At 53.4% G+C, this 21,620-nt stretch carries 17 protein-coding genes; 5 read left to right on the plus strand and 12 right to left on the minus strand.

All coding sequences use genetic code 11. The annotated features are described in order from the left end of the window. Window positions 1–27: 27 nt before the first annotated feature. Window positions 28–2,709, plus strand: a complete 2,682-nt coding sequence (locus tag Q4579_RS00730) for an ImpA family metalloprotease (protein WP_303560873.1) — start codon at window positions 28–30, stop codon at window positions 2,707–2,709. A 76-nt stretch (window positions 2,710–2,785) separates the two neighbouring features. Here the strand turns inward: Q4579_RS00730 and prfC are convergent, their stop codons facing one another. Both prfC and Q4579_RS00740 read right to left on the minus strand, forming a co-directional pair. Next, window positions 2,786–4,366, minus strand: a complete 1,581-nt coding sequence (gene prfC / locus Q4579_RS00735; protein ID WP_303560875.1) for a peptide chain release factor 3 — start codon at window positions 4,364–4,366, stop codon at window positions 2,786–2,788. Window positions 4,367–4,724: 358 nt separating this feature from the next. Further along, entirely contained in the window at window positions 4,725–5,207 is a 483-nt protein-coding gene (locus Q4579_RS00740; RefSeq protein WP_303560876.1) for an SCP2 domain-containing protein, read from the minus strand. Between the two features lie 210 nt (window positions 5,208–5,417). Between Q4579_RS00740 and Q4579_RS00745 the strand changes: the two genes are divergently transcribed. Further along, entirely contained in the window at window positions 5,418–6,425 is a 1,008-nt protein-coding gene (locus tag Q4579_RS00745; protein WP_303561153.1) for a peptidase U32 family protein, read from the plus strand. Between the two features lie 11 nt (window positions 6,426–6,436). Further along, complete coding sequence (locus Q4579_RS00750; protein ID WP_303560877.1) at window positions 6,437–7,318, plus strand: U32 family peptidase; 882 nt, start codon at window positions 6,437–6,439, stop codon at window positions 7,316–7,318. A 47-nt stretch (window positions 7,319–7,365) separates the two neighbouring features. On the opposite strand, the gene Q4579_RS00755 is transcribed toward Q4579_RS00750, so the two are convergent. The 5 genes from Q4579_RS00755 to metE form a co-directional block, all read right to left on the minus strand. Continuing rightward, window positions 7,366–8,559, minus strand: coding sequence for an aminotransferase class I/II-fold pyridoxal phosphate-dependent enzyme (locus Q4579_RS00755; protein ID WP_303560878.1), 1,194 nt, complete (start codon window positions 8,557–8,559; stop codon window positions 7,366–7,368). A gap of 11 nt (window positions 8,560–8,570) precedes the next feature. After that, complete coding sequence (locus Q4579_RS00760; protein WP_303560880.1) at window positions 8,571–9,503, minus strand: ornithine cyclodeaminase family protein; 933 nt, start codon at window positions 9,501–9,503, stop codon at window positions 8,571–8,573. Then, entirely contained in the window at window positions 9,500–10,021 is a 522-nt protein-coding gene (locus tag Q4579_RS00765; RefSeq protein WP_303560882.1) for a MaoC family dehydratase, read from the minus strand. Before Q4579_RS00765 ends, Q4579_RS00760 begins: the two co-directional genes overlap by 4 nt. Window positions 10,022–10,026: 5 nt before the next feature. Further along, window positions 10,027–10,860: a CoA ester lyase gene (locus Q4579_RS00770; RefSeq protein WP_303560884.1), complete on the minus strand. Its 834-nt coding sequence runs from the start codon at window positions 10,858–10,860 to the stop codon at window positions 10,027–10,029. A gap of 469 nt (window positions 10,861–11,329) precedes the next feature. Beyond that, window positions 11,330–13,606, minus strand: a complete 2,277-nt coding sequence (metE, locus tag Q4579_RS00775) for a 5-methyltetrahydropteroyltriglutamate--homocysteine S-methyltransferase (protein ID WP_303560885.1) — start codon at window positions 13,604–13,606, stop codon at window positions 11,330–11,332. 57 nt (window positions 13,607–13,663) lie between these two features. On the opposite strand from metE, the gene Q4579_RS00780 reads away from it, so the two are divergent. Beyond that, complete coding sequence (locus Q4579_RS00780) at window positions 13,664–14,644, plus strand: LysR family transcriptional regulator (RefSeq protein WP_303560886.1); 981 nt, start codon at window positions 13,664–13,666, stop codon at window positions 14,642–14,644. On the opposite strand, the gene rimI is transcribed toward Q4579_RS00780, so the two are convergent. The 3 genes from rimI to Q4579_RS00795 are packed head-to-tail and all read right to left on the minus strand — an operon-like array spanning window position 14,641 to window position 16,044. Continuing rightward, on the minus strand, window positions 14,641–15,096 hold the full coding sequence (gene rimI / locus Q4579_RS00785; protein WP_303560887.1) for a ribosomal protein S18-alanine N-acetyltransferase: 456 nt from the start codon (window positions 15,094–15,096) through the stop codon (window positions 14,641–14,643). The genes Q4579_RS00780 and rimI overlap by 4 nt on opposite strands. Beyond that, window positions 15,089–15,490 carry a DNA polymerase III subunit psi gene (locus tag Q4579_RS00790; protein ID WP_303560888.1) on the minus strand — a complete coding sequence of 134 codons (402 nt, stop codon included), beginning with the start codon at window positions 15,488–15,490 and terminating at the stop codon, window positions 15,089–15,091. The genes rimI and Q4579_RS00790 overlap by 8 nt, the downstream gene beginning before the upstream one ends. Window positions 15,491–15,540: 50 nt before the next feature. Further along, on the minus strand, window positions 15,541–16,044 hold the full coding sequence (locus tag Q4579_RS00795; RefSeq protein ID WP_303560889.1) for a GNAT family N-acetyltransferase: 504 nt from the start codon (window positions 16,042–16,044) through the stop codon (window positions 15,541–15,543). Between the two features lie 539 nt (window positions 16,045–16,583). On the opposite strand from Q4579_RS00795, the gene Q4579_RS00800 reads away from it, so the two are divergent. After that, entirely contained in the window at window positions 16,584–18,623 is a 2,040-nt protein-coding gene (locus Q4579_RS00800; RefSeq protein ID WP_303560890.1) for a bifunctional diguanylate cyclase/phosphodiesterase, read from the plus strand. 187 nt (window positions 18,624–18,810) lie between these two features. Here Q4579_RS00800 and Q4579_RS00805 read toward each other — a convergent pair whose 3' ends face one another. Together Q4579_RS00805 and Q4579_RS00810 are read right to left on the minus strand one after the other, a co-directional pair. Next, a complete protein-coding gene (locus Q4579_RS00805; RefSeq protein ID WP_303560891.1) occupies window positions 18,811–19,776 on the minus strand; it encodes a LysR family transcriptional regulator in 966 nt (321 codons plus the stop codon). 159 nt (window positions 19,777–19,935) lie between these two features. Then, on the minus strand, window positions 19,936–21,501 hold the full coding sequence (locus Q4579_RS00810) for an acyl CoA:acetate/3-ketoacid CoA transferase (RefSeq protein WP_303560892.1): 1,566 nt from the start codon (window positions 21,499–21,501) through the stop codon (window positions 19,936–19,938). Window positions 21,502–21,620: the final 119 nt, after the last annotated feature.

Consider the following 21,620-nt stretch of genomic DNA (forward strand, 5'->3'; position numbering starts at 1 on the left):
ATAAAAACAAATGACAGACACAATCCCATGAAACCATTCAGTCTTTTTCTGCTCTGTTTATCGCTCACGGCATGCGGCGGTGGCTCAGACAGCAGCAACCAAACAGCCGGTAACTCCGGCAGCAGTGATGCAGGCAACGGCCAGTCCTCAGATGCCATTCAACGGGCAGTCAAAGCGGGCGATCCCCGACTTTTACCCGCAGATCCATCCGTGCTGGAACAACGAATTTCGAGCCTGATCGCAACAGAACAACACCGCCAGCGCGAAATTCAGGCCCAGATTTTCGGTCACGAACGCATTGAATATGATCCGGGACAACACTCCCGTTTTTTCACGCTGCAATATCTGACCAGTGCGCAGACACTGCTCAGCGGTGTGAAAGGCAATCTGCTGGCCACCCTGAGTGAACAGGATGGACGGCGCAGTGCAGCCTTCGGCACCAATATCCTGCGCGAACTGGATGCGGGTGAACACAGCGCATTTGCACCCCAGATGAACAAAGTCATGGACTGGTTACTGTCGTCCCGCCCGGCAAATCCGCATGTGGCTTTGATGCTGATCAGCCACAGTCATTCCGAACAGTCGAAGCGCTGGCTGCAAAGCCGCTACCCGCATATGACGTTTTCTCTGTGTACGGTTGAAGCTCATCTGGCTGACTGTCTGTCATCGGCGGATCTGGTGATTACCGGAACCAGCAGCCCGTTCAGTCAGGCATCCGTTGCCGCCGCGCTGGACGGTGTGGCGGCCCGTAAACAGCCGTTGTTGTATGTCCATACCAACAGCTGGAACTCAACCCCGGATACCAACCTGATCCTGAGTTACTTCGGTGTGCAGACACAAGCGGTCGGCGGTGCCGGGAACTATTTTGCGCAGGACAAAGCCAGTTGGGCATCTGCCGCAGACATGCGGCAAAGTACCGATGTCCTGTCTGGGATCGCGGGACTGATCCAGCACTTCCGCAAGCATGATTTCAGTTTCCGCATTCAGGATTGTGAAGACGACAATCAGAGCTGTTCTAATATCACGGCCTTTGAACTGGAATTCCTGACGCCCGTGACATCGCTGCGCCAGATCGTGCGGCAAGTCGATGCCAGCGGTACAGATATCTTTGCGCTGCCGCATGAATATCCCCTGGAGAAACACCTGATCCTGCTGGCCGACCAGTACCGTCAGCAGGTGCAGTTCCCGATGTCGAAAAACACCACGGCAACGGTCCCGTTTCTGAAAAGCTATTTTGCTGATCATCTGACCTATTACTCACGTCAGATCAATCCGGCACAGTCAGATCTGGGCAACTTCAGCCGGACGAATTTCAGCCATGTCACGCCAATCAGCAAAACGGTCCGCCTGACCAGCCGTCGTCCGTGGCGGGCAGCCGGTGTCTATGCCCTGCCCGGCCAGCGGTTTACCGTGACACGAACCGACAATCACACCAACGTGGCTGCGACGGTGTTCATCAATACCCAGCGCGCTACGTCAACCAAGCCGATGTCACCGGCCAACGGCTATCACCGGCCGAAGTATCTGCAGTCCAACCCGGTGACAATTCAGGCCGGTGAAACCATCACCCTGACCTCACCTTACGGGGGGCCGGTTCAGATCGGTTTCTCCGATCTGGGCACCCCGATGACGTTCTCTTTCCGTCAGGTGGCACAACATCCTTACTGGCAACCGGGGATGAGTGATGCAGCCTTTCAGGCCGCGCTGGAAAGCAAAGCGTTCGACTGGGCTGAACTGACAACCGAGCACTTCGAGATCCATTCCCGGAATGACCGGATGCTGACCACGCTGTCGGAAAACAGCCGCTGGGACAGTGCCAGTGACGTCGCGCCGCGACTGACCCGTTATCACCACAGCGCCCTGCGGGCACTGGCTGGCTATCAGGGGGAGAACATCACGCCGATTGCGGAAGTCCGGTCTTTTGCAACCCAGCATGGGCTGACACAACCGGTGTGGGATCAGGTGCAGCACATGAACGCCGATCAGCCCACCTGCGGCTATGGCTGTTCCGGTAATCCTTATGATGCGGGCTGGGCATTCAGTGTACTCGGCCACGGCGATCTGCATGAAGTCGGACACAATGTCGAGAGTGGTCGCTTCAAGTTCAATGGATATGAAGGCCACGCAACCACGAACTTCTACTCTTATTACCCGAAATCCCTCGCAGCCGTGCAGGAAAGCGGTTATGCACATCAGTGTCAGTCGCTGCCTTTTGATCAGATGCTGGCCGATATTCGTCAGAGTCAGCTGAGCGCTGATCCGGCAGCTTATATGGCCAGACGCAATGACCGCAGCTGGAGTCAGGGGGCGGCTTTGATCGTTCAGATGATGATGCATGCGCAGCACAAGGGAAAACTGAGCAACGGCTGGCATCTGATTGCCCGGCTGCATTTGCTGGATAAAGCCTTTGCCGATGCCGATAACAGCGAAGAAAACTGGCAGAGCCGAAAAGCCAGCATCGGGTTCAGTACCTATTCGCTGAGCGAGGCGAAAAGCCTGGATAACAATGATTGGCTGTTGATTGCGGCGAGTTACGCGACCGGGCTCGATTACCGCCCGTATCTGGATCTGATGGGGCAACCCTACAGCAGCAAAGCCAGCAGTCAGGTGGCTTCCTTTGGCTATGCCGCAGTCGACAAGGCGTTTTTCAACCCGGCAACGAACAGCGCATACTGCGACAGTCTGATTCAGCCTCAGGTTCATTTCTGAGGGGCTTTTCAGATTGCGCCCACGCACAAAAAAGCCCCTGCATTCAGGGGCTTCATGTTAACTCGGCTGTCTGTGATTAGTGCTCGCGGGTCGCGCGGAAATCAATTTCCGGGAAACGTTCTTTGGCCAGATTGAGGTTCACCATGGTCGGCGCGATATAAGTGAGGTTATCCCCACCGTCCAGCGCCAGATTCACTTCGCTCTTACGGCGGAACTCATCCAGTTTCCTCGCATCGTCACACTCAACCCAGCGGGCCGTGGCAACATTCACGCTTTCATAGATGGCTTCGACGTTGTACTCAGATTTCAGGCGGGCAACCACCACGTCGAACTGGAGCACACCGACCGCGCCGACAATCAGATCATTGTTCTGCAACGGACGGAACACCTGCACCGCACCTTCTTCCGACAACTGCACCAGACCTTTCAGCAATTGCTTCTGTTTCAGAGGATCTTTCAGGCGGATACGGCGGAACAGTTCCGGGGCAAAGTTCGGGATACCGGCAAACTTCAGGTTTTCACCCTGCGTGAAAGTGTCACCGATCTGAATCGTACCATGGTTGTGCAAACCAATGATGTCGCCTGCATACGCATTTTCAGCACGGGCACGGTCGCCCGCCATGAAGGTCACGGCATCCGAAATGCTGACGTTCTTGCCGGTTCGCACGTGGTTCATTTTCATGCCCTGTGTGTAGGTTCCCGACACGATCCGCATGAAGGCAATCCGGTCCCGGTGTTTCGGGTCCATGTTCGCCTGAATCTTGAACACGAAACCAGAGAACTTCTCCTCCGTCGCTGCGACATCACGCTCGTTTGCCTGACGTGGCATCGGCGCAGGCGCCCACTCAGTCAGGCCGTCCAGCATATGGTCAACACCAAAGTTACCCAGTGCCGTCCCGAAGAAAACTGGCGTCAGTTCGCCTTTCAGAAACAGTTCACGATCAAACTCGTGTGAGGCACCCAGCACCAGCTCCAGTTCCTCGCGCAGCTGTTCTGCCAGTTCGGCACCCACAGCGTCATCCAGCTCCGGATTGTCCAGACCTTTCACGATACGCACATCCTGAATGGTGTGGCCCTGGCCGGTTGCATAGAGAATCGTTTCATCGCGGTGAATGTGGTAAACACCTTTGAACTCTTTACCACAGCCAATCGGCCAGCTGACGGGTGCACAGGCAATGCTCAGCTCGCTTTCCACTTCATCCATCAGTTCCATCGGATCACGGATATCGCGGTCCAGTTTGTTCATGAACGTCACGATTGGCGTGTCACGCAGACGAGTGACTTCCATCAGTTTCCGGGTCCGGTCCTCAACACCTTTCGCGGCATCAATGACCATCAGGCAGGAATCAACCGCCGTCAGGGTCCGGTACGTATCTTCCGAGAAATCTTCGTGTCCCGGTGTATCCAGCAGGTTCACCAGACAATCGTTGTAAGGAAACTGCATCACAGAGGTGGTCACCGAGATGCCCCGCTCTTTTTCCATCTCCATCCAGTCTGACTTGGCATGCTGGTTGGAGCCACGGCCTTTCACCGTACCGGCGCGCTGTAGCGCGTTTCCGAACAGCAGGACTTTTTCAGTAATGGTTGTTTTACCCGCATCCGGGTGAGAAATGATGGCAAACGTACGGCGTTTACCCACTTCAGTTAAAAAAGACATAATCAGTGAAGATCCAGTTATCGAATTAAGTCAGCCCAGACGCGACATTCATGTGATCGCACCCGGTATATCCGTTTGAGTGTGCCCCGGTACAAGCCGGGTTGGCTGATTAACCTGTGGTTACATCCTGGCCTCTGTGCGCTTCTGTGCCATCACGGCGATGGGATGACTGAATTCCAGGCCCTGACAGGATACCCGGAGATTAAGATGGCCGAATTATACGCAAAGTAGACGCAAAGAAACAGTCACTCTGTCTTTCCGCTGAAACGCGCTGCAGATGGGGGGAACACCACGCCGGCGGGCAGTCCGCACCAGAGCCTGCCGCCGGAGAGTACAGGGAACAACATCTGACCGGAGATTAGCCGGGCTGGCTCATGCCGCTGGCTGCGATTTCCAGCGCTCGCAGCATGGGTTTGGGCAGCGTTTCCGCTTCCAGGCTGTCGATCAGGTTCTTCACGGCCAGTCCCAGTTCGGTATCGCCTTCCATAGACAACCGGCGCTGGAAGAACAGCGTATCCGGGTCCACTTGCCGGGCGGCGATTTGCAGCAAATCGGTACTGTCGGCCCGCATCACGGCATCGGGTTCGGTCACTGCAGGCAGCATACACAGCTTTTCGTCACGCAGGGTCAGGGTAAACTGCCACTGAATATCCGGTATCGCCAGCGTGACCGTTCTGTCGGTCAGAAAATCGAGCTCACCTGCGGCCAGTGCGTCTGCAAAAATCCGCCGCAAAACCGGCTCCAGGCAAGTTTGATGAAGTGCGAATGGTGCCACCCGGCAGTGCAGGCTCAGCAGCCGGGGCGCGATCCGGTACATCAGATTCAATGGGTTCAGGGTCACCAAATTCTCCTCGTGATCAATTCAGTCGGCGGCCATCCTAGGCCAACAGCGCGCTCCCTTTCCTGCGATAAATCAAAGAACAGGACACTCTTCACCGCTGGTCACGACGAACGGCTGTCAATTCAGGAAAAAATGAGTCATATCAAGATCGGTTTTCATCAGATCATTAAGCTGTGGCGCATTCATTTGCATCTCACTCAGGACCCCACCATGGAGTTGCTCTGCCCGGCAGGGAATCTGCCCGCCCTGAAAACAGCCATTGATCAGGGTGCCGATGCGGTTTACATCGGCTTTAAAGACGACACCAATGCCCGGCATTTTGCAGGCTTAAACTTCGAAGGAAAACGACTGGAGCAGGCAGTCGACTATGTGCGCACGCATGGCCGGAAAATCCATGTCGCGCTCAATACCTTTGCCCATCCGGACGGTTTCACCCGCTGGCAACAGGCGGTTGATAAAGCAGCCGCTCTGGGCGTGGATGCACTGATTGTCGCCGACATGGCTGTGCTGGCGTACGCATCCCGGCGCTATCCGGATCTCGAGCTGCATCTGTCGGTGCAGGCGTCCGCCACCAATACCGAAGCCATTGCGTTTTACCGCGATCACTTCAACGTGAAACGCGTTGTCCTGCCGCGCGTTTTGTCCATTCATCAGGTGAAACAATTGGCCCGCAATGCCGACGTTGAGCTTGAAGTTTTTGCCTTCGGAAGCCTGTGCATTATGGCGGAGGGTCGCTGCTATCTGTCGTCCTATCTGACCGGGGAATCGCCGAACACAGCCGGTGCCTGCTCGCCCGCAAAATACGTCCGCTGGCAGGAAACCTCGCAAGGGCTGGAATCTCGCCTGAACGGGATCCTGATTGACCGTTATCAACCGGGTGAAAAAGCCGGCTATCCGACCCTGTGCAAAGGACGGTTTGAAACCCCGGACACCGCCCAACCGCAGCCAAGCCATGTGCTCGAATCCCCCACCAGCCTCAATACCTTAAGTCTGTTGCCGGAACTCTTTGCGGCCGGGATAGCCTCCGTCAAGATTGAAGGCCGCCAGCGCAGTCAGGCTTACGTGTCGGATGTGACCCGCGTCTGGCGTCAGGCCATCGACAGCTATCAGGCACAACCGGCGGCTTATCAGGTGAAAGCCGACTGGGATCAAACGCTGAGCCGTTTATCCGAAGGAGCACAAACAACTTTAGGTGCTTATCAGCGCCAGTGGCAGTAAAGGAGCACATTATGAAGTATTCCCTTGGACCTTTGCTGTATTTCTGGCCCAAAGCAGACGTTTCGCAATTTTATGAGCAAGCCTGTCACAGCAATGCCGATGTGGTTTATCTGGGAGAAACCGTCTGTGCCAAGCGACGGGAGATGAAAGTCAAAGACTGGCTGGATCTCGCCCGGGCTCTGGCCGACCACGGTAAAGAAGTGGTGCTTTCGACTCAGGCATTGCTCGAAGCACCCAGCGAAGTCCGTGTCCTGAAAGACTATATCAACAACGGTGCGTTCACCATCGAGGCGAACGATGTCGCCGCCATTCATCTCGCGCATCAGCACAAGGTGCCGTTTGTGGTGGGCCCGGCGATCAACAGCTACAACGCGCAGACCCTGCAACATTTTCTGAAGCTCGGGATGATCCGCTGGTGCATGCCGGTCGAGCTTTCACGGGCATGGCTTCAAACCCTGCTTCAGGATTGTGAGGCGCTGAAGATCCGCCACCAGTTTGAAACCGAAGTCTTCAGTTATGGCTATCTGCCGTTGGCCTATTCCGCCCGGTGTTTTACTGCCCGGGCAGAAGGCCGGGGCAAAGATGAATGTGAGACCTGCTGTATCCGGTATCCGGACGGATTGGCCGCCCACAGTCAGGAGGGACAACGTCTGTTCACCCTGAACGGCATTCAGACGCAGTCCGGTTACTGTTACAACCTGATCAATGATTTGTCCGGCATGCAGGGGCTGGTGGATGTGGTGCGTCTCAGCCCGCTTGGCCCTGAAACTCTGGACACGCTGAAGGCGTTCAAAGCGGCTGAACGGCAATCCCCGCAGCTTGCCTTGCCAGATCGTCTGCAATGTAACGGCTACTGGCACCGGCTGTCAGGGCTCGAGACGCACATCGGCTGAATCGGACGCAGGGGCAAGCGGACACCGTCTGCCCCCTGCCATTCACGCTACTGAAAATCAGCCACCGCCCGACAAAATGCTGCGATATCTTCATGGGCCAGATCGGCACGCCCCATCACTCGCAACCCGGCACGCCCTCGGGCGACAATCGGAAAGAACACCGCCGAGGTATAAAATCCCCGCCGGTAAATTTCTGCAGACGCTTCAATCGCGCGTTCCGCGTCGTTGAGATCCACCACGCGAATGGGCAGGTTGTTCAAGGCATTTTCGGTCGGGATCAGCTCGTCAAACGTATTCATGATCCCGGCAAGCTTGCGCTGTAAAGTGACCAGTTCATCCGATTCATGAATCCGGACCGAGGCTCTGATCGCGCCCAACGCCGGGACATTGGCTGTTTGCGACCACCCCAGCGGGCCGCCATAAATCTCAATGGCCCGGCGCATTTTCGGATCCCCCAGCAGCACCAGCCCGCCTGTCGCCCCGAAAGCTTTCCCTAACGAAGCGACAATAATGGTACGCGGATGCAAAGTGTCATAGCTCGAACGGACAAACCCCACGCCTTGATTGCCGTACATACTGATGGAATGAGAGTCATCAAAATACAGATACAGACCATATTTTTCCTGCAGCACTTTGAGGTCTTCAATCGGCGTATAGCCCCCCATGCTGTAAGCGCCGTCCGCAATATAAAATACAGGACGACCATTCGCTTTCTTCAGTTCGGTCTCAATCCAGGCCAAATCATTATGAGGACAGGTCAGGATATCCGTTTCATCACCGCAACCGGACTTCAGATGATTCATTGAAAAATGAGCATAGCGGTCAAAGATCATCAGGGGCTTTTCCTGCTGACTCAGGGCACCTGATGCAATTAAAGGTAACATCCCACTGGACGCGGCAGCACAGGAAAGGGTTACAATCGCCTCAGCCTGAAAAAGCCGACGCAGATCGGTTTCAGTTTCATCCAGCAATGACAACCCAATCCGGGTTCTGGACGTCGGTAAGATCACCACCTTTTCCTCAGTTAACGCATCAATGGCGCCCTGAATAATCGCAGGATGTTTATCCAGTCCCAGATAAGAACAGGAGCACATATTGATAAACTCATGCCCCGTTCCCGTCACCAGCTGGCTTCCCTCGGTATAGCGGGTTCGGATATGGGTTAAGCCATTGGAGGATGCAGCAGTCCATGCCTCTTCAGCGAGTTCAATCATCTTTTTCAGGTTTGAATATTGATTCATGATTCACGGCCTCAGTCCGTTATTGAGAGTTGTGAAAGCGATACGTTCTTGCTGATATCCAGTAAAAACCGGACGAAATAAAGATCCATCAGGGCGGTACCCACCGAGCTGAAAATTGTCTTTTGAGCTGCCAGGTCCGAACGATCTATCTGAAACAGCTCATGAGGCTCCAGACAGTCGGCATGACAATGCCCAGCCTCTGCCATCGCAAACGCCCGGTCTTCAGTGATCACCCTGTACCGGAACATATCGGCATGACTCAGTTCCCGGCTTTCCAGCGAATGGCCACCAATCAGACTGACATGTGCTCCGGCGGCCAGCCCGTCCATAGAGAACAAAGGCTCCCGACTGGTAGTGGCGGCAACCACCAGTGACTTCCCGGCAACGCAGTCTGCCGCTGAACCCGCCAGACGGACACGGACTTCGGGATAAGTCTGTTCTATCCAGTGCTGCAATGCCCGCAATCTTTCCTGTCCTCTTGAGTACAGGCTGACCTCCCGGATTCGCCTCACCGCAAACACAGCCATCAGGTGATGTCTGGCCTGAAGACCTGCACCCAGCACGGCCAGATTGTCTGCCGCTTCATCCGTGCAATGCAGCATGATTGCAGCCGCAACTCCGGCAGTCCGGTAGCCCGTCATCGCGGCACCATCCATGATGGCCACGGGCTCACCGGTGTGTGTATCAAACACCTGAGTGATGGCATGAACGGTCGCATCGCGATTGCTGCTCACCAACGCCGCATTCTTCACCATGAAGAGACCGGCAAGATCATCTTTCGCTGGCATGGTGCCAAACACAGAGAAAGGAGACGGATCAATCATCAGTGTCCGCTGCGGCACCGTGATACCCTCAGGTTTCTGAGCCAGTTGCTGAGTGAAGCATGCAATCAGATCGGTCTGCTGAATCAGTCGGTGGATGTCACAGGCCCGGAAAATTTTCATCGCAGAACCTGCAATTCCGGATCCACTGGCACCAGAAAGCTGCGCTCCCAGATCAGTACAACTTCCCCGCTGTCTTTCAGCCCCTTGGTTTCGACGGTGACGATGCCCTGATTCGGGCGAGAGTTCGACAAGCGCTTATGCAGGATTCTGGATTCCGCATACAGGGTATCACCCACAAATACCGGCGCTTTCAGAGCCACATTTTTCCAGCCCAGATTCGCAATGGCTCTGGCGCTGGTACTGGCCAGACTCAGCCCGCCAATGATCGAGAAGGTCACCAGACTCGAGACCAGCGGCCTTTCAAATTCAGTTTCAGACGCATAGACCGCATCAATATGAAGCGGATGGGTGTTCATATTGATGAGCGATTGCCAGATATTGTCGACTTCCGTAACAGTTCTGCCCGGACGATGCTCGTAAATATCGCCAATTTCAAAGTCATCATAATAAAGCCCGTGGGACTCGACATATCGTTGTTCCCCGACAGGCTGTAACCGGCTGAGCATTTTGGCTTTCATGCGATTCACTCCATTGATTTCACAATCTTTTCTGCAATACGGATAAAAGGGGGCCCGATCATATTTTCGCCCACAGTGCGAATACTCGATGAGTTGCGCTCATCCGGTCCCGTCAGTGTGTCGAGGATATTTTTCGAAAAGGTATATTCATGCTCGGTCGGCGCAAATGCCTGATTAATCCTTGAGACTTGTCCGGGGTGAATCGCAATTTTGCCGTGAAATCCAAGCGCTCTGGCCTGCAGGCATTCCGTTTCCAGGCGTAAGACGTCATGAATTTGAAAACAGGGAGAATCGATGGCCACCGCATTGATTTGATTCGCCGCCAAAGCAATCTGTGTTTTGGCATAGGTCAGATCGAGGGCACTCGGAACTTTGCCCATATCACCGGAAAAATCAGCAGCGCCAAAAATCATGCCTTGAATAAAATCAGGTTCAAGAATGATTCTGTCGAGACTTTTCAGCGCTTTAATACTTTCAATGACACAAAAAATACGCGTTTCCGGAAAATGTTCTTTTAAAATTTCACCGGCTATCTTTGCTGTTTCCGGCGATTCAACTTTGGGCACAATCATAATATCCGGGGCAACGTTCTGATGAATAAACCCAAGAATATCCTCAAGGCCAAATTGAGTATTCAAAGCATTGATCCGAACGGCTGTCGGGATAGGGATGGCATGTTTGAGTTGCTTCAGAATCGCAGCGCGTGTCGCCGATTTCCGGTTCAGAGGCACGGAGTCCTCCAAATCAAAATGGGCGACACTAGCCCCGGTCATTATCGCTCGGCTGACAACATCATATTTTTCCGCCGGCCCACAGAGTAAGCTTTTGACGTTCACCATTCTCTCCCTGATTTAAAAGGTTACTCACCCACAGCGATTTGATTTTGCGGTACGTCGTCAACAACAGAATGACACCCCAACGCTTGAAAGTCAGCGGGGTTCAACCCAAATGAAACAGCAATTCTGAATTTGTCCGGAAACAGACATTCACAATATATGAACTCAAAGCTTAACAGCGTTCACTGAAGTGTAAAAAAATCAAAAGCATTTTTTTGATGCCACGCAAATTAAATCACACCTTAAAAATAATGATAAATAAATCTATAGTTAAGTTAGATATTAAAGCTGATTGAATCACATCCCGTAAAAATACCCGGATTCAAACCTGACGGGTATATCCAAAAATAGCGTCGTTTCATCTTTCTTTTCTTTCTCCGCACCATGCGCCATGATGCAACCAGAAAATCATCCAAAGGCTGCCCTTGTCGGTGCAGCCCCGGAATCAACACCTTCAATATGCGTCACTGTATTAAGCGTGGCCACGCAGTGTTTTTGCTGCCGCAACCATGTTTTTCAGTGCAGGCACCACTTCAGCCCACTGGCGGGTTTTCAGACCGCAGTCCGGGTTCACCCACAGGCGCTCAGCCGAAATCCGCTCTGCAGCCAGCTGCATCAGTTTGACCATCTGCGCTTCGCTCGGAATGTTGGGGGAGTGAATATCATACACGCCCGGCCCAATCTCATTCGGATACTTGAAGTTATCAAAGGCATCGAGCAATTCCATATCTGAGCGCGAGGTCTCGATTGTGATCACATCTGCATCCATCTGTGCAATCGATGCGATGATATCGTTGAACTCGGAATAACACATGTGGGTATGGATCTGTGTTTCATCAGCAACACCATTGGCAGTGATCCGAAAAGATGTCACGGCCCAGTTCAGGTAGTCCTGCCACTCAGACTGGCGTAGAGGCAGGCCTTCACGCAAGGCGGCCTCATCAATTTGAATGACTTTCACCCCGGCTTTTTCCAGATCCAGTACCTCTTCGCGGATCGCCAGTGCCAGCTGGTAACAAGACACCGCACGCGGCTGATCGTCACGCACAAAAGACCAGTTCAGAATCGTGACCGGGCCGGTCAGCATGCCTTTCATCGGTTTTTCAGTCAGCGACTGCGCGTACTGAGTCCAGGCGACGGTCATGGCTTTCGGACGGCTGATATCCCCAAAGAGAATCGGCGGCTTCACACACCGGGAGCCATAAGACTGTACCCAGCCAAACTGGCTGAAGGCATAGCCGTCCAGTTGCTCACCAAAGTACTCAACCATGTCGTTCCGTTCGGCTTCGCCGTGCACCAGTACATCCAGTCCCAGCGCTTCCTGCTCGCGCACGGCACGGGCAATTTCTTCCTGCATCTGCGCAACATAAGTCGCCTGATCCAATTCCCCTTTCTTGAATTTCAGGCGGGCCTGACGGATTTCCGCCGTCTGCGGGAATGAGCCGATGGTCGTGGTCGGGAAAGCTGGCAAATTAAGATGCGCAGTTTGCTTGGCAATCCGATCCGCATACGGGTGCTGACGTTCCCCAAGTGCTGGTGTTATCGCAGCCACCGCGGCCTGAACCGCCGGATGATTCACGCGGGTTGACTGGCGGCGGCTGTCTATCGCCTGCTGGTTTTCTGCCAGTGCCTGAGCCACAGTCTCGCGCCCCTGATTCAGGGCTTTGGCCAAAACAGCCAGTTCGTCCAGTTTCTGCAGGGCAAAGGCCAGCCAGGATTTAATTTCCGCATCCAGCTGCTGTTCACTGTTCAGATCAACCGGCACATGCAGCAATGAACACGAGGGTGCGACCCACAGCCGTTCACCCAGATCCCGGGCAATCGGTTCCAACCAGTCCAACACGCCATTCAGGTCGGTTTTCCAGATGTTCCGGCCGTTAATCACCCCCAGCGACAACACCTTGTCTGCAGGCAGTGCCTGAATCACGGCCTCGACTTCATTGCGGCCACGAACGGCATCAACATGCAGTCCCTGAACCTGCAGATTCACCGCCAGGGATCGGTTTTCTTTCAGCTCCCCAAAATAGGTGGCCAACAGCAGTTTCACCTGCCCCTGATTCAAAAATTGATAGGCTTTGTTCAGTGCCTGCTGCCATTCCGAGGACAGTTCAGTGACCAGGATCGGCTCATCAATCTGAACCCATTCCACCCCTTTTTCTGCCAGCAATGCCAGTAACTGACTGTAAACCGGCAACAGTTTTTCCAGCAATTCTAATTTGTTTGAGTGGTCTTTTTCTTTCCCGAGCCAGAGATAAGTCACCGGCCCCACCAGCACCGGTTTTGCAGCCACACCCTGCACCTGTGCTTCAGCCAGCTGTGTCAGCAGACGCTCAGGATTGAGTTCAAACGTCGTCTCTGCGGTGAACTCAGGCACGATGTAGTGATAGTTGGTGTCGAACCACTTGGTCATTTCGCCAGCATGCACACAGCTGCAGCCGCTGTCGTTGGCAGAACGCCCCCGTGCCACACGAAAATAATTATCCAGCTCGTCCCCATCCAGCCCTACCACACGGGCCGGAAGATGACCCAGCGTAAAACTGGTGTCCAGCACCTGATCATAGAAAGAAAAGTCACCGACCGGGGTCAGATCCAGCTCAGACTGGTGCTGCCAGTGCTTCTGACGCAGGCTGGCTGCGAGCCCGGTGAGTTCATGCTGTGAGGTGTCGCCTTTCCAGTACTGTTCCAAAGCGAATTTCAGTTCACGATTTGCGCCGATACGTGGGAAACCCAGGTTATGAATTTTAGCCATCTATACGTCCTCCGTCGTTGATGAAGACATCTTATGGCTATCTGATGATGAAAAAAAATGGCATTATTTCATCAATCTATGAAAAGCACTCATGAGTTAAGGATCACCATGATAGAGCGCAGCCATCTCGCCATTCTCCGCGAAGTCCACCGACAAGGCTCACTGACCGCCGCAGCCGACAGCCTTTATCTCAGCCAGTCAGCACTCAGCCACAGCATGAAAAAGCTGGAACAGCAGCTCGGTACGCCGGTCTGGACCAAGTCTGGCCGCAGCCTTCACTTTACGCAGGCTGGACAATATCTGCTCAGGCTGGCAGAACGCGTATTGCCCCAGTTTGAGCACGCAGAATCGCAGATGCAGCAGTTTTCCACTGGCCAGCGGGGAACACTGCGGATCGGCATGGAATGCCATCCCTGCTACCAGTGGCTGCTCAAGGTCGTGAACCCTTACCTCAAAGCCTGGCCGGATGTGGATGTGGATGTAAAACAGAAATTTCAGTTTGGCGGCCTGGGCGCCCTGTTCGGATATGAGATCGATGTGCTGGTGACGCCGGATCCGTTATTGCGGCCGGGCATCCGTTATATTCCGGTGTTCGACTATGAGCAGGTACTGGTGGTGGATGCACAGAGCCCGCTGGCTGAAGCCGACTATATCGCGCCGGAGATGCTGCTGGATCAAACCCTGATCACCTATCCGGTCGAACAGAGCCGACTGGATATTTACACCAGCTTTCTGACGCCAGCTAAATGCAGTCCGCGCAAACATAAGCTGATTGAAACTACAGACATTATGCTGCAAATGGTCGCTGCCGGTCGGGGCGTTGCGGCCCTGCCGAAATGGCTGGCCAAGGAGTATGGGGATAAATTATCGATCAAAGCGGTACGGCTGGGAGAGACAGGCATCCAGAAACACATTCATCTGGGGGTCCGGGAAACGGATCTGGAAATTGATTACCTGAGTGCCTTCATCACGCTGGCAGATTCACTGTCGGAACATCGTCAGCCCGGGGAAAACAGCACTGCAACTCGCGTGAACTAAAGTTCAGCCTTCATGATCAGGGCATCTTCCCGCTCGGTGCCCGTTTGAAGGTCACCCGCCCGGTAATAGCCTTCCCGGCGACTGATCAGCACGAACCCGCAGGTCTGATACAGATGGCTGGCGTTCTGATTGCCAGCCCGTACTTCGAGCCAGATTTCCTCCGCTCCCCCCGTTTTGGCGGCAACCATGAACGCCCTTAGCAACTGCCGTCCCAGTCCCCGTCCCTGCCACTGCGGATCGACAGCAATATTGAGTAAACTTGCCTCGCCAGCGACAGATTGTCCGAAACAATAACCAGCCACGCAGCCATCGACCAGCAGGGTCAGATTCAATGCCAGCCGACCCGGCGTTTCGCGGATCTGATTTTCCGTCCAGGGATATGGATGAGCCGATTGCTCGATAGCCCAGACGGCATCCAGGTGCCTCGCCTGCATCGGGATACACTCAATCATTGAATGCACAGATCTGCTGCCATAAGGCTTTTTTGCTGGCTGGCTTTTCATGCATCAACCGCAGAGATTCAGAATGCAGCACCCGGCAATCGCTCGGTGCGACACCATCACATCCTGCAAACCAGCACCAGATCAGATGGTGCTTCCCCAGTTCACTGAGTGCGTGCGGCGGTAAGGACAATGCTTGCTCCGGGGTCAGTTTCATGCTGCGCAAAATGTTTCCGAACAGCCAGGCATCATGTTCGTCCAGTGTTTCTGCTGTGACGAACAGCAGCCGACACTGCGCCGGCAGATCAATGACCGATTGCGTCAGCGAAGGAAAACAGTCGGGTTTTCGAATCTGCCATGCGGACAGCCCCATTTCCTGCAGGATTTGAATATCTCGTTGTTGCATCAGTCTTTATCGTTGATTGATATCTGTCATGAGTGTAAATATCCGGCCGATTACAGCGCCGAAAACGGGGCACTGTATTCCACCAGCCCCTGCCGCTGATCCAGTGTTCCGTGAATGAGCTCTCTCACCATGAACGCTTCTTCCGGCACTGGCCAGGAACATCGCAAGCCATGATTGGCCGCTGTGACAAAGCCACCTTTACCATAATATGCCGAATCACCCAGCACCACGACCACGGGATATCCCAGTTCCGCCAGGATTTCAGCACCTTCGCGCATCAGCGCCTGACCAATCCCCTGCCCCTGACAGTCAGATTTTACCGCCAGAGGCGCCAACCCCTGCCAGCCATCATCCTGACCATCGACAGTCACCGGGCTGAAAAAAGCATGGCCGATCACCTCACCCTCATCTGTACAGGCAACCAAGGATAATGTTCTCTGACCCTCTTCACGCAATGCCATGACCAGATTTGCTTCCGCCTGTGTTTCAAAGGTTGCTTTCAGCAACGCATCGATCGGCAAAATATCCGACGGCACTTCAGTTCGTATCAGCATAGCATTCCTCAGTTTGATGGTTCCGACCATCGACAGACCCCGTGGAAACCCCACGTACCGCGCCTATTGTGAGGTCAGGTTATACGGATAACAACCACTTTTCTGATTTCTTTCGCCACGCAGACTGAGTCGCAGATGCAATCACTGATGGCATCGATTGCACAGCATGCCTGGCATATCGTTCAGAATTCCAGCAGTTAAACATTTTATTACACTTCGTTTGGAGGCCTGATATGCCAATTTATGCCTAGAAAACAAGACAGCACCCCCACAGAACGAATGCACAAGATGCATTCTTTTTGTTATCTTTATTCTTTAGAAACATATCCTTAATACGCAACCCATATATGATGGTTTGTCTCATTTTTGTAACCAATGTCATTAAATCCATATTTTTTGCTGTTTCACTCAAAATTATTGCCTAAATACAGATATTTTTGACATTCAGGCTTTTTCTGGCGTTATATTACGGATACGACTTACCCAGATGAAGACATCGCCTTGATGTCTGCTGAACCCCGAACACAAACGATAGCTCCATGCCGACTGAACTTATTCACAATTGGTTTTTTCAACTGACTGGCAACAGCCCGTTTCTTTTTGCCATTCTGGATAAAGATCACCGTTATGTTGCCGTAAACCACCATTATTGCCAGCTTAGCGGCCTGAGCCGCGAAGAACTGGTGGGGCGGTGTGACACCGATATTCTGGGTGCAGTATTCTATGCCACGTTGAAGCCTTATTATGAGCGTGCGCTACTCGGTGAGTCGATGGAAGGCGAAGTCATTTTGAATGAACACCGCCACCACACCAGCCTGCATTTCAGTGTGTCACCGCTGCGTAACGATGCCTCAGAGATCACACACATCGTGATGCATGCCATCGATACTTCCGAACGCCTGCAACTCAGTCATGCACTCGCAGAGCGGGAAGAGCACTTCCACCAGCTCAGTCACCTGGTCAGTGATGGCTGCCTGCTGATTGAAAAAAATCAGATTCTCTCAGCCAATGCCACAGCCGCTCAGATTTTGGGATTTGCGTCCGCCGAGGCTTTGGTGGGCGAAGATCTCGGACAACTCTTAATTGACAGCCGCAATCACCGCCCGTTTGGTGAGCAACTGGCAGCCCTCAGCAATGGGAAAACCTATCATTGCCTGACCAGCGCACAGTGCCAGACAGAGCATGCCCTGACACTCATTCTCAAAGATACGCAAGTCGTCGGTTCCCCAGCCAGTCTGGTGGTCTTGCGGCAAGCCCAGACCCATCAGGTCCAGCCGGAGCAAGTCGAGCAACTGATCCATACCGATCCCCTGACCGGGCTGTTTAACCGCCATGGCTTCAGTCGCCGTCTGGAACAGATGATCACACGCCAGATCCCACTGGCGATGTTGTATCTGGATATCGATAACTTCAAAAATATCAACGATTCACTGGGTCATCATATCGGTGATCGTGTGCTGCAGGAAATCTCACAGCGGTTGCGGCAACTGCTGCCGGAAAATGCCGTGATTGGCCATCTTGGCGGAGATGAATTCGGTATCCTGCTGCCCGAGCCAGCACATACCGATATTGGTGAGCAGGTCTCCAAAAAAATCATTGCGCTGGTGAATCAGCCCTTCGATCTGCTGCATTTCAGCAAGCACCTCGCCTGCTCCATCGGCATGGTGAATTACCCGGGGAATGGCAGCGACGCGCGTATGTTGCTCCAGCATGCCGATACGGCGATGTATGAAGCAAAAAACCGGGGACGCAACCGGATGGTGACTTTCGACGAAACCATGAACAAAGAAGCCAGAATGCGTCTCTGGCTGGAAATCGAATTACAGAAAGCCCTGCAAAACCGTGGGCTTGAGGTCTGGTATCAGCCTAAAGTCAGTGCCCGGGATTTTTCCATCCATGGTGCCGAGGCACTGGTTCGCTGGAAGCACCCCATTGAAGGCTATATCAGTCCGGCACAATTTATTCCGGTTGCAGAGCGCTCAGGCCTGATTGAGCAGCTAGGCAAGGTGGTGATGCGGGAAGTGTTCACAACGGTGAAGCGCTGGAAACAACAGGGACTGCTGCCAGGGCGGGTCGCAATTAACCTGTCGCCGCAGCAGTTTGGCAATCCCAATCTGATCCAGTACGTGGCCGATCTGCAACGGACGACGGGCGTAAATCCGAATGACATCACCTTCGAGCTGACCGAAAGCGCCATGATGGGGGAAAATGAACACACGATTCAAATGCTCAACGCCATCAAAAAGCTTGGCTTTGCTCTGTCGATTGATGACTTTGGAACGGGCTATTCATCCCTGTCTTATCTGGCACGTTTTCCGCTGGATGAACTGAAAATCGACCGGGCTTTCATCAAAGATCTTGAGACAGTACCAAAGCAGCTGACGCTGATTGAAAATATCATCAATCTGGGTAAAGCCCTCAAGATGTGTGTGGTCGCTGAAGGGGTTGAAACCCGTCAGCAGGCAGCCCTGCTCTCGAATCTCAACTGCGACTATATTCAGGGTTTCCACTTTTTCCGGCCTCTACCCAAACATGATCTGGAAACCATTCTGCTCAAAAACCTTCGCAGTAAACTCTGATACCAATCAAAGTAAGTCAGTGATCAATAATAGCTCAGGAAAAATGTTTGAGCACAAGGCGGATAATTTAGATAAGCATTTGTTCTACAAACAAAAAAATCAACGCAGTTATCGAACATTTTAACAAGCTAGAATGACCCGTTATTGACTGCGATTGGTATGAGACCGCAAGGGGCGCAGGGAATCGCTAGATTCTGTGCTGACAGGTCCCCTGCTCGATGATGATTTCTTCCGTCCGCCGCAACATATATTCTTTGAAAGCCTGACACCGGGCAGGCATCGGGTGACGGGGACGAAAATACAGATTGATGTCGAACTGGCTGGCCACATAATCTGTCAGCAAGACCTGAAGTTCCCCGCGATCCATAGCCGCTTTAATGACAGAATGCGGCAAATAGGCAATCCCTGCGCCCCGAATCGCCATGTCACGCAGTATTTCACTGTTATCACACTCCAGCGCATCACTAATCGTGACAGGCCGATTGATACCGTTCAGACGGAAATACCATCGGTTTCCGCCCACCAGCGAACTGGCATACAGGCAACGATGTTCCCGTAAGGATTCAGGTTCCAGTGGAATACCACACCGGGCGAGATATTGAGGGGACGCACAGGCATACAAAGGCTCACTCAGCAGTAAACGGCGGATCAGCAACGAATCTTTTTCTTCCGTTTCCCGGTTTGTGGCCTTGGCACGAATCATGAAATCAACATGCAGCGGATCCGTTTCTCCGGCTTCAATGAACAATCTGAAGTTCACCTGCGGGTGCATTTCCATATATTCCGCGATAATCTCACGCAGGTAATACGTTGCGTACAAGGGCGTTGAAGAAATGCTGATGATCCCGCGCTGCTCATCTGCCATACTGCCCACTTCCGAACAGATGGTATCGATTTCAGGCAGCAGAGAAGAAAATCGCTGATACAACATCTCACCGGCATCCGTTGGGACCAGTTGCCGGGTACTTCGCTTGATCAGTTCAACAGCCATCAGTCCTTCAAGCTCTTTGATCCACCGGCTTGCAGCCGCCGCAGAAATCCCCCACACTTCAGCAGCCTCGCGAAATGAGCCATGCTGAATGACAGAGCAGAAAAAGACGATTTTATCGAGTTGTTGCTGGCGCGGGTTGATCCCGACCAGTTGCTGAGTCATAGCGCATTCCTTATACAAAGGCGGACACACCTATGCGGACGGCTCAGGTGTGTGTTGATATTAAACCAGCACCAATCATGCCTCCTGAGCCCCATATGCATCAACAGAAATGCCAGAAGTTCCAGCGTGCTTCACACTCTGTTTTGAACTCAGCAATGCTCAGTCAAACCGGAATGAAAAATCTCGGGCAAATATTTCTGCTGGCATGAAACGCAAATCCGGGTCAATCAGCGGCATGAAGCCCATATGTGCCAGAATATCCCGCTCTAAATCCACGCCGGGGGCAATCTCTTCCAGTACAATGCCTTGCGGCTCCAGCCGGAACACGGCTCGCTCGGTCAGGTAGCGGACGGACTGATGCACCGCATTGGCCCGACTGGCAGAAAAGGTAACCTGTTCGGCCTGCGCCACAAATTTCATGCCCTTGCCTTCCTGAAGAATTTTCAGTTGGCCCTCAGTGACATCCGTTCGCAGCCCGCCCGCGGTAAAGGTCCCGCAGAAATACACTGATTTGGCGTGCTGGCTGATATTGATAAACCCACCGCAGCCCGGTAATCGGTCACCAAATCGAGAGACATTGATATCCCCTCGCGCCGAGCATTGTGCCAGCCCGAGAAATGCCTGATCGATCCCACCGCCGTCGTAAAAATCAAACATCTGATCCTGCGTAATAATGGCCTGAGGATGCCGGCTGGCGCCAAAATCCAGACCGCTGGCCGGTAAGCCACCAATTGCACCGGGTTCTACGGTGAGCGTCAGGGCATCCAGCATCCCCAACTCGCCAGCAACGATGGCAATATACTCTGGCACCCCAATGCCCAGATTCAGAACGGCGTGGGGCATGAGCGCCATCACCGCGCGTCGGGCGATGATGGTTTTCGCATCCAGTAAGCCATCGTCAGACATCGGCTTCACGGGCCGGGATGAGCCTTTGTCGCGGCCAACAAAAGCCGGTTCATATCCGGTCGCGAAGGTTTGCATATGCTCCGATTCATGGTCGCAAAGCACCACGGCATCCACAAAAATGCCGGGGATTTTTATGCTGTGAGGATCCAGCGTCCCCGCTGGCACGATGCGCTTCACCTGAACAATCACCTTGCCGCCCTGATTTCTCGCCGCCTGAGCCGAGGCGAGATTTTCCAGAACCAGACATTCATCTTCCATGGTGATGTTACCTTGCGTATCTGCTGTGGTGCCCCGCAATATCGCGACATCCACCGGTAATCGCTTATAGAACAGATACTCTTCCCCGGCCAGTTCAACGACTGAGACCAGCTCTTCCCTGCTCACGGCATTGATTTTTCCCCCTTCAAGCCGGGGATCAACATAAGTGCCCAAACCAGTGGTCGTCAAAGTGCCGGGCTTCCCAGCAGCCGTGTCACGCAACAGATGAGAGATCACGCCCTGAGGCAGGTTATAGGCTTCAATTTCATTACTCAGGGCCAGTTTTTGCAGGTCTGGCACCAATCCCCAGTGCCCGCCGATCACACGTTTCACCATACCGGGCTTCGCCAGATGGTTTGCAGCTCTGCCCTGACCGTCTCCCTGACCTGCAGCAAAAATCAAGGTCAGTGCAGCGGGCGACTGTTCACGCTCAAAGCGCTCCCCCAATGCTCTGAGAATCGACTCCGGTACCACAGATCCAATGAATCCCCCCAACAGCACGGACTGTCCATCCTGAATCCATGCTGATGCCTGCTCTGATGTAAGCTGGACCACTGCCATGCGCGACTTCCTTTTAACATGCAACTGCCCAAAGTGTATGAATCACATGGTGACGCTTTAATAGCTACATATGAAATTGTGTTTTTCAAAACTAGCTAACCACGGTAAGATTGCCGTGA

Source organism: Photobacterium sp. 1_MG-2023, assembly GCF_030547945.1.
Taxonomy (GTDB): domain Bacteria; phylum Pseudomonadota; class Gammaproteobacteria; order Enterobacterales; family Vibrionaceae; genus Photobacterium.

Excerpts from the sequence above, each read along its gene's own strand:
- Q4579_RS00730 (WP_303560873.1), top strand. The coding sequence starts at position 28 with ATGAAACCATTCAGTCTTTTTCTGCTCTGTTTATCGCTCACGGCATGC.
- prfC (WP_303560875.1), bottom strand. The coding sequence starts at position 4,366 with ATGTCTTTTTTAACTGAAGTGGGTAAACGCCGTACGTTTGCCATCATT.
- Q4579_RS00745 (WP_303561153.1), top strand. The coding sequence starts at position 5,418 with ATGGAGTTGCTCTGCCCGGCAGGGAATCTGCCCGCCCTGAAAACAGCC.
- Q4579_RS00750 (WP_303560877.1), top strand. The coding sequence starts at position 6,437 with ATGAAGTATTCCCTTGGACCTTTGCTGTATTTCTGGCCCAAAGCAGAC.
- Q4579_RS00755 (WP_303560878.1), bottom strand. The coding sequence starts at position 8,559 with ATGAATCAATATTCAAACCTGAAAAAGATGATTGAACTCGCTGAAGAG.
- Q4579_RS00760 (WP_303560880.1), bottom strand. The coding sequence starts at position 9,503 with ATGAAAATTTTCCGGGCCTGTGACATCCACCGACTGATTCAGCAGACC.
- Q4579_RS00765 (WP_303560882.1), bottom strand. The coding sequence starts at position 10,021 with ATGAAAGCCAAAATGCTCAGCCGGTTACAGCCTGTCGGGGAACAACGA.
- Q4579_RS00770 (WP_303560884.1), bottom strand. The coding sequence starts at position 10,860 with ATGGTGAACGTCAAAAGCTTACTCTGTGGGCCGGCGGAAAAATATGAT.
- metE (WP_303560885.1), bottom strand. The coding sequence starts at position 13,606 with ATGGCTAAAATTCATAACCTGGGTTTCCCACGTATCGGCGCAAATCGT.
- Q4579_RS00780 (WP_303560886.1), top strand. The coding sequence starts at position 13,664 with ATGGCATTATTTCATCAATCTATGAAAAGCACTCATGAGTTAAGGATC.
- rimI (WP_303560887.1), bottom strand. The coding sequence starts at position 15,096 with ATGATTGAGTGTATCCCGATGCAGGCGAGGCACCTGGATGCCGTCTGG.
- Q4579_RS00790 (WP_303560888.1), bottom strand. The coding sequence starts at position 15,490 with ATGCAACAACGAGATATTCAAATCCTGCAGGAAATGGGGCTGTCCGCA.
- Q4579_RS00795 (WP_303560889.1), bottom strand. The coding sequence starts at position 16,044 with ATGCTGATACGAACTGAAGTGCCGTCGGATATTTTGCCGATCGATGCG.
- Q4579_RS00800 (WP_303560890.1), top strand. The coding sequence starts at position 16,584 with ATGCCGACTGAACTTATTCACAATTGGTTTTTTCAACTGACTGGCAAC.
- Q4579_RS00805 (WP_303560891.1), bottom strand. The coding sequence starts at position 19,776 with ATGACTCAGCAACTGGTCGGGATCAACCCGCGCCAGCAACAACTCGAT.
- Q4579_RS00810 (WP_303560892.1), bottom strand. The coding sequence starts at position 21,501 with ATGGCAGTGGTCCAGCTTACATCAGAGCAGGCATCAGCATGGATTCAG.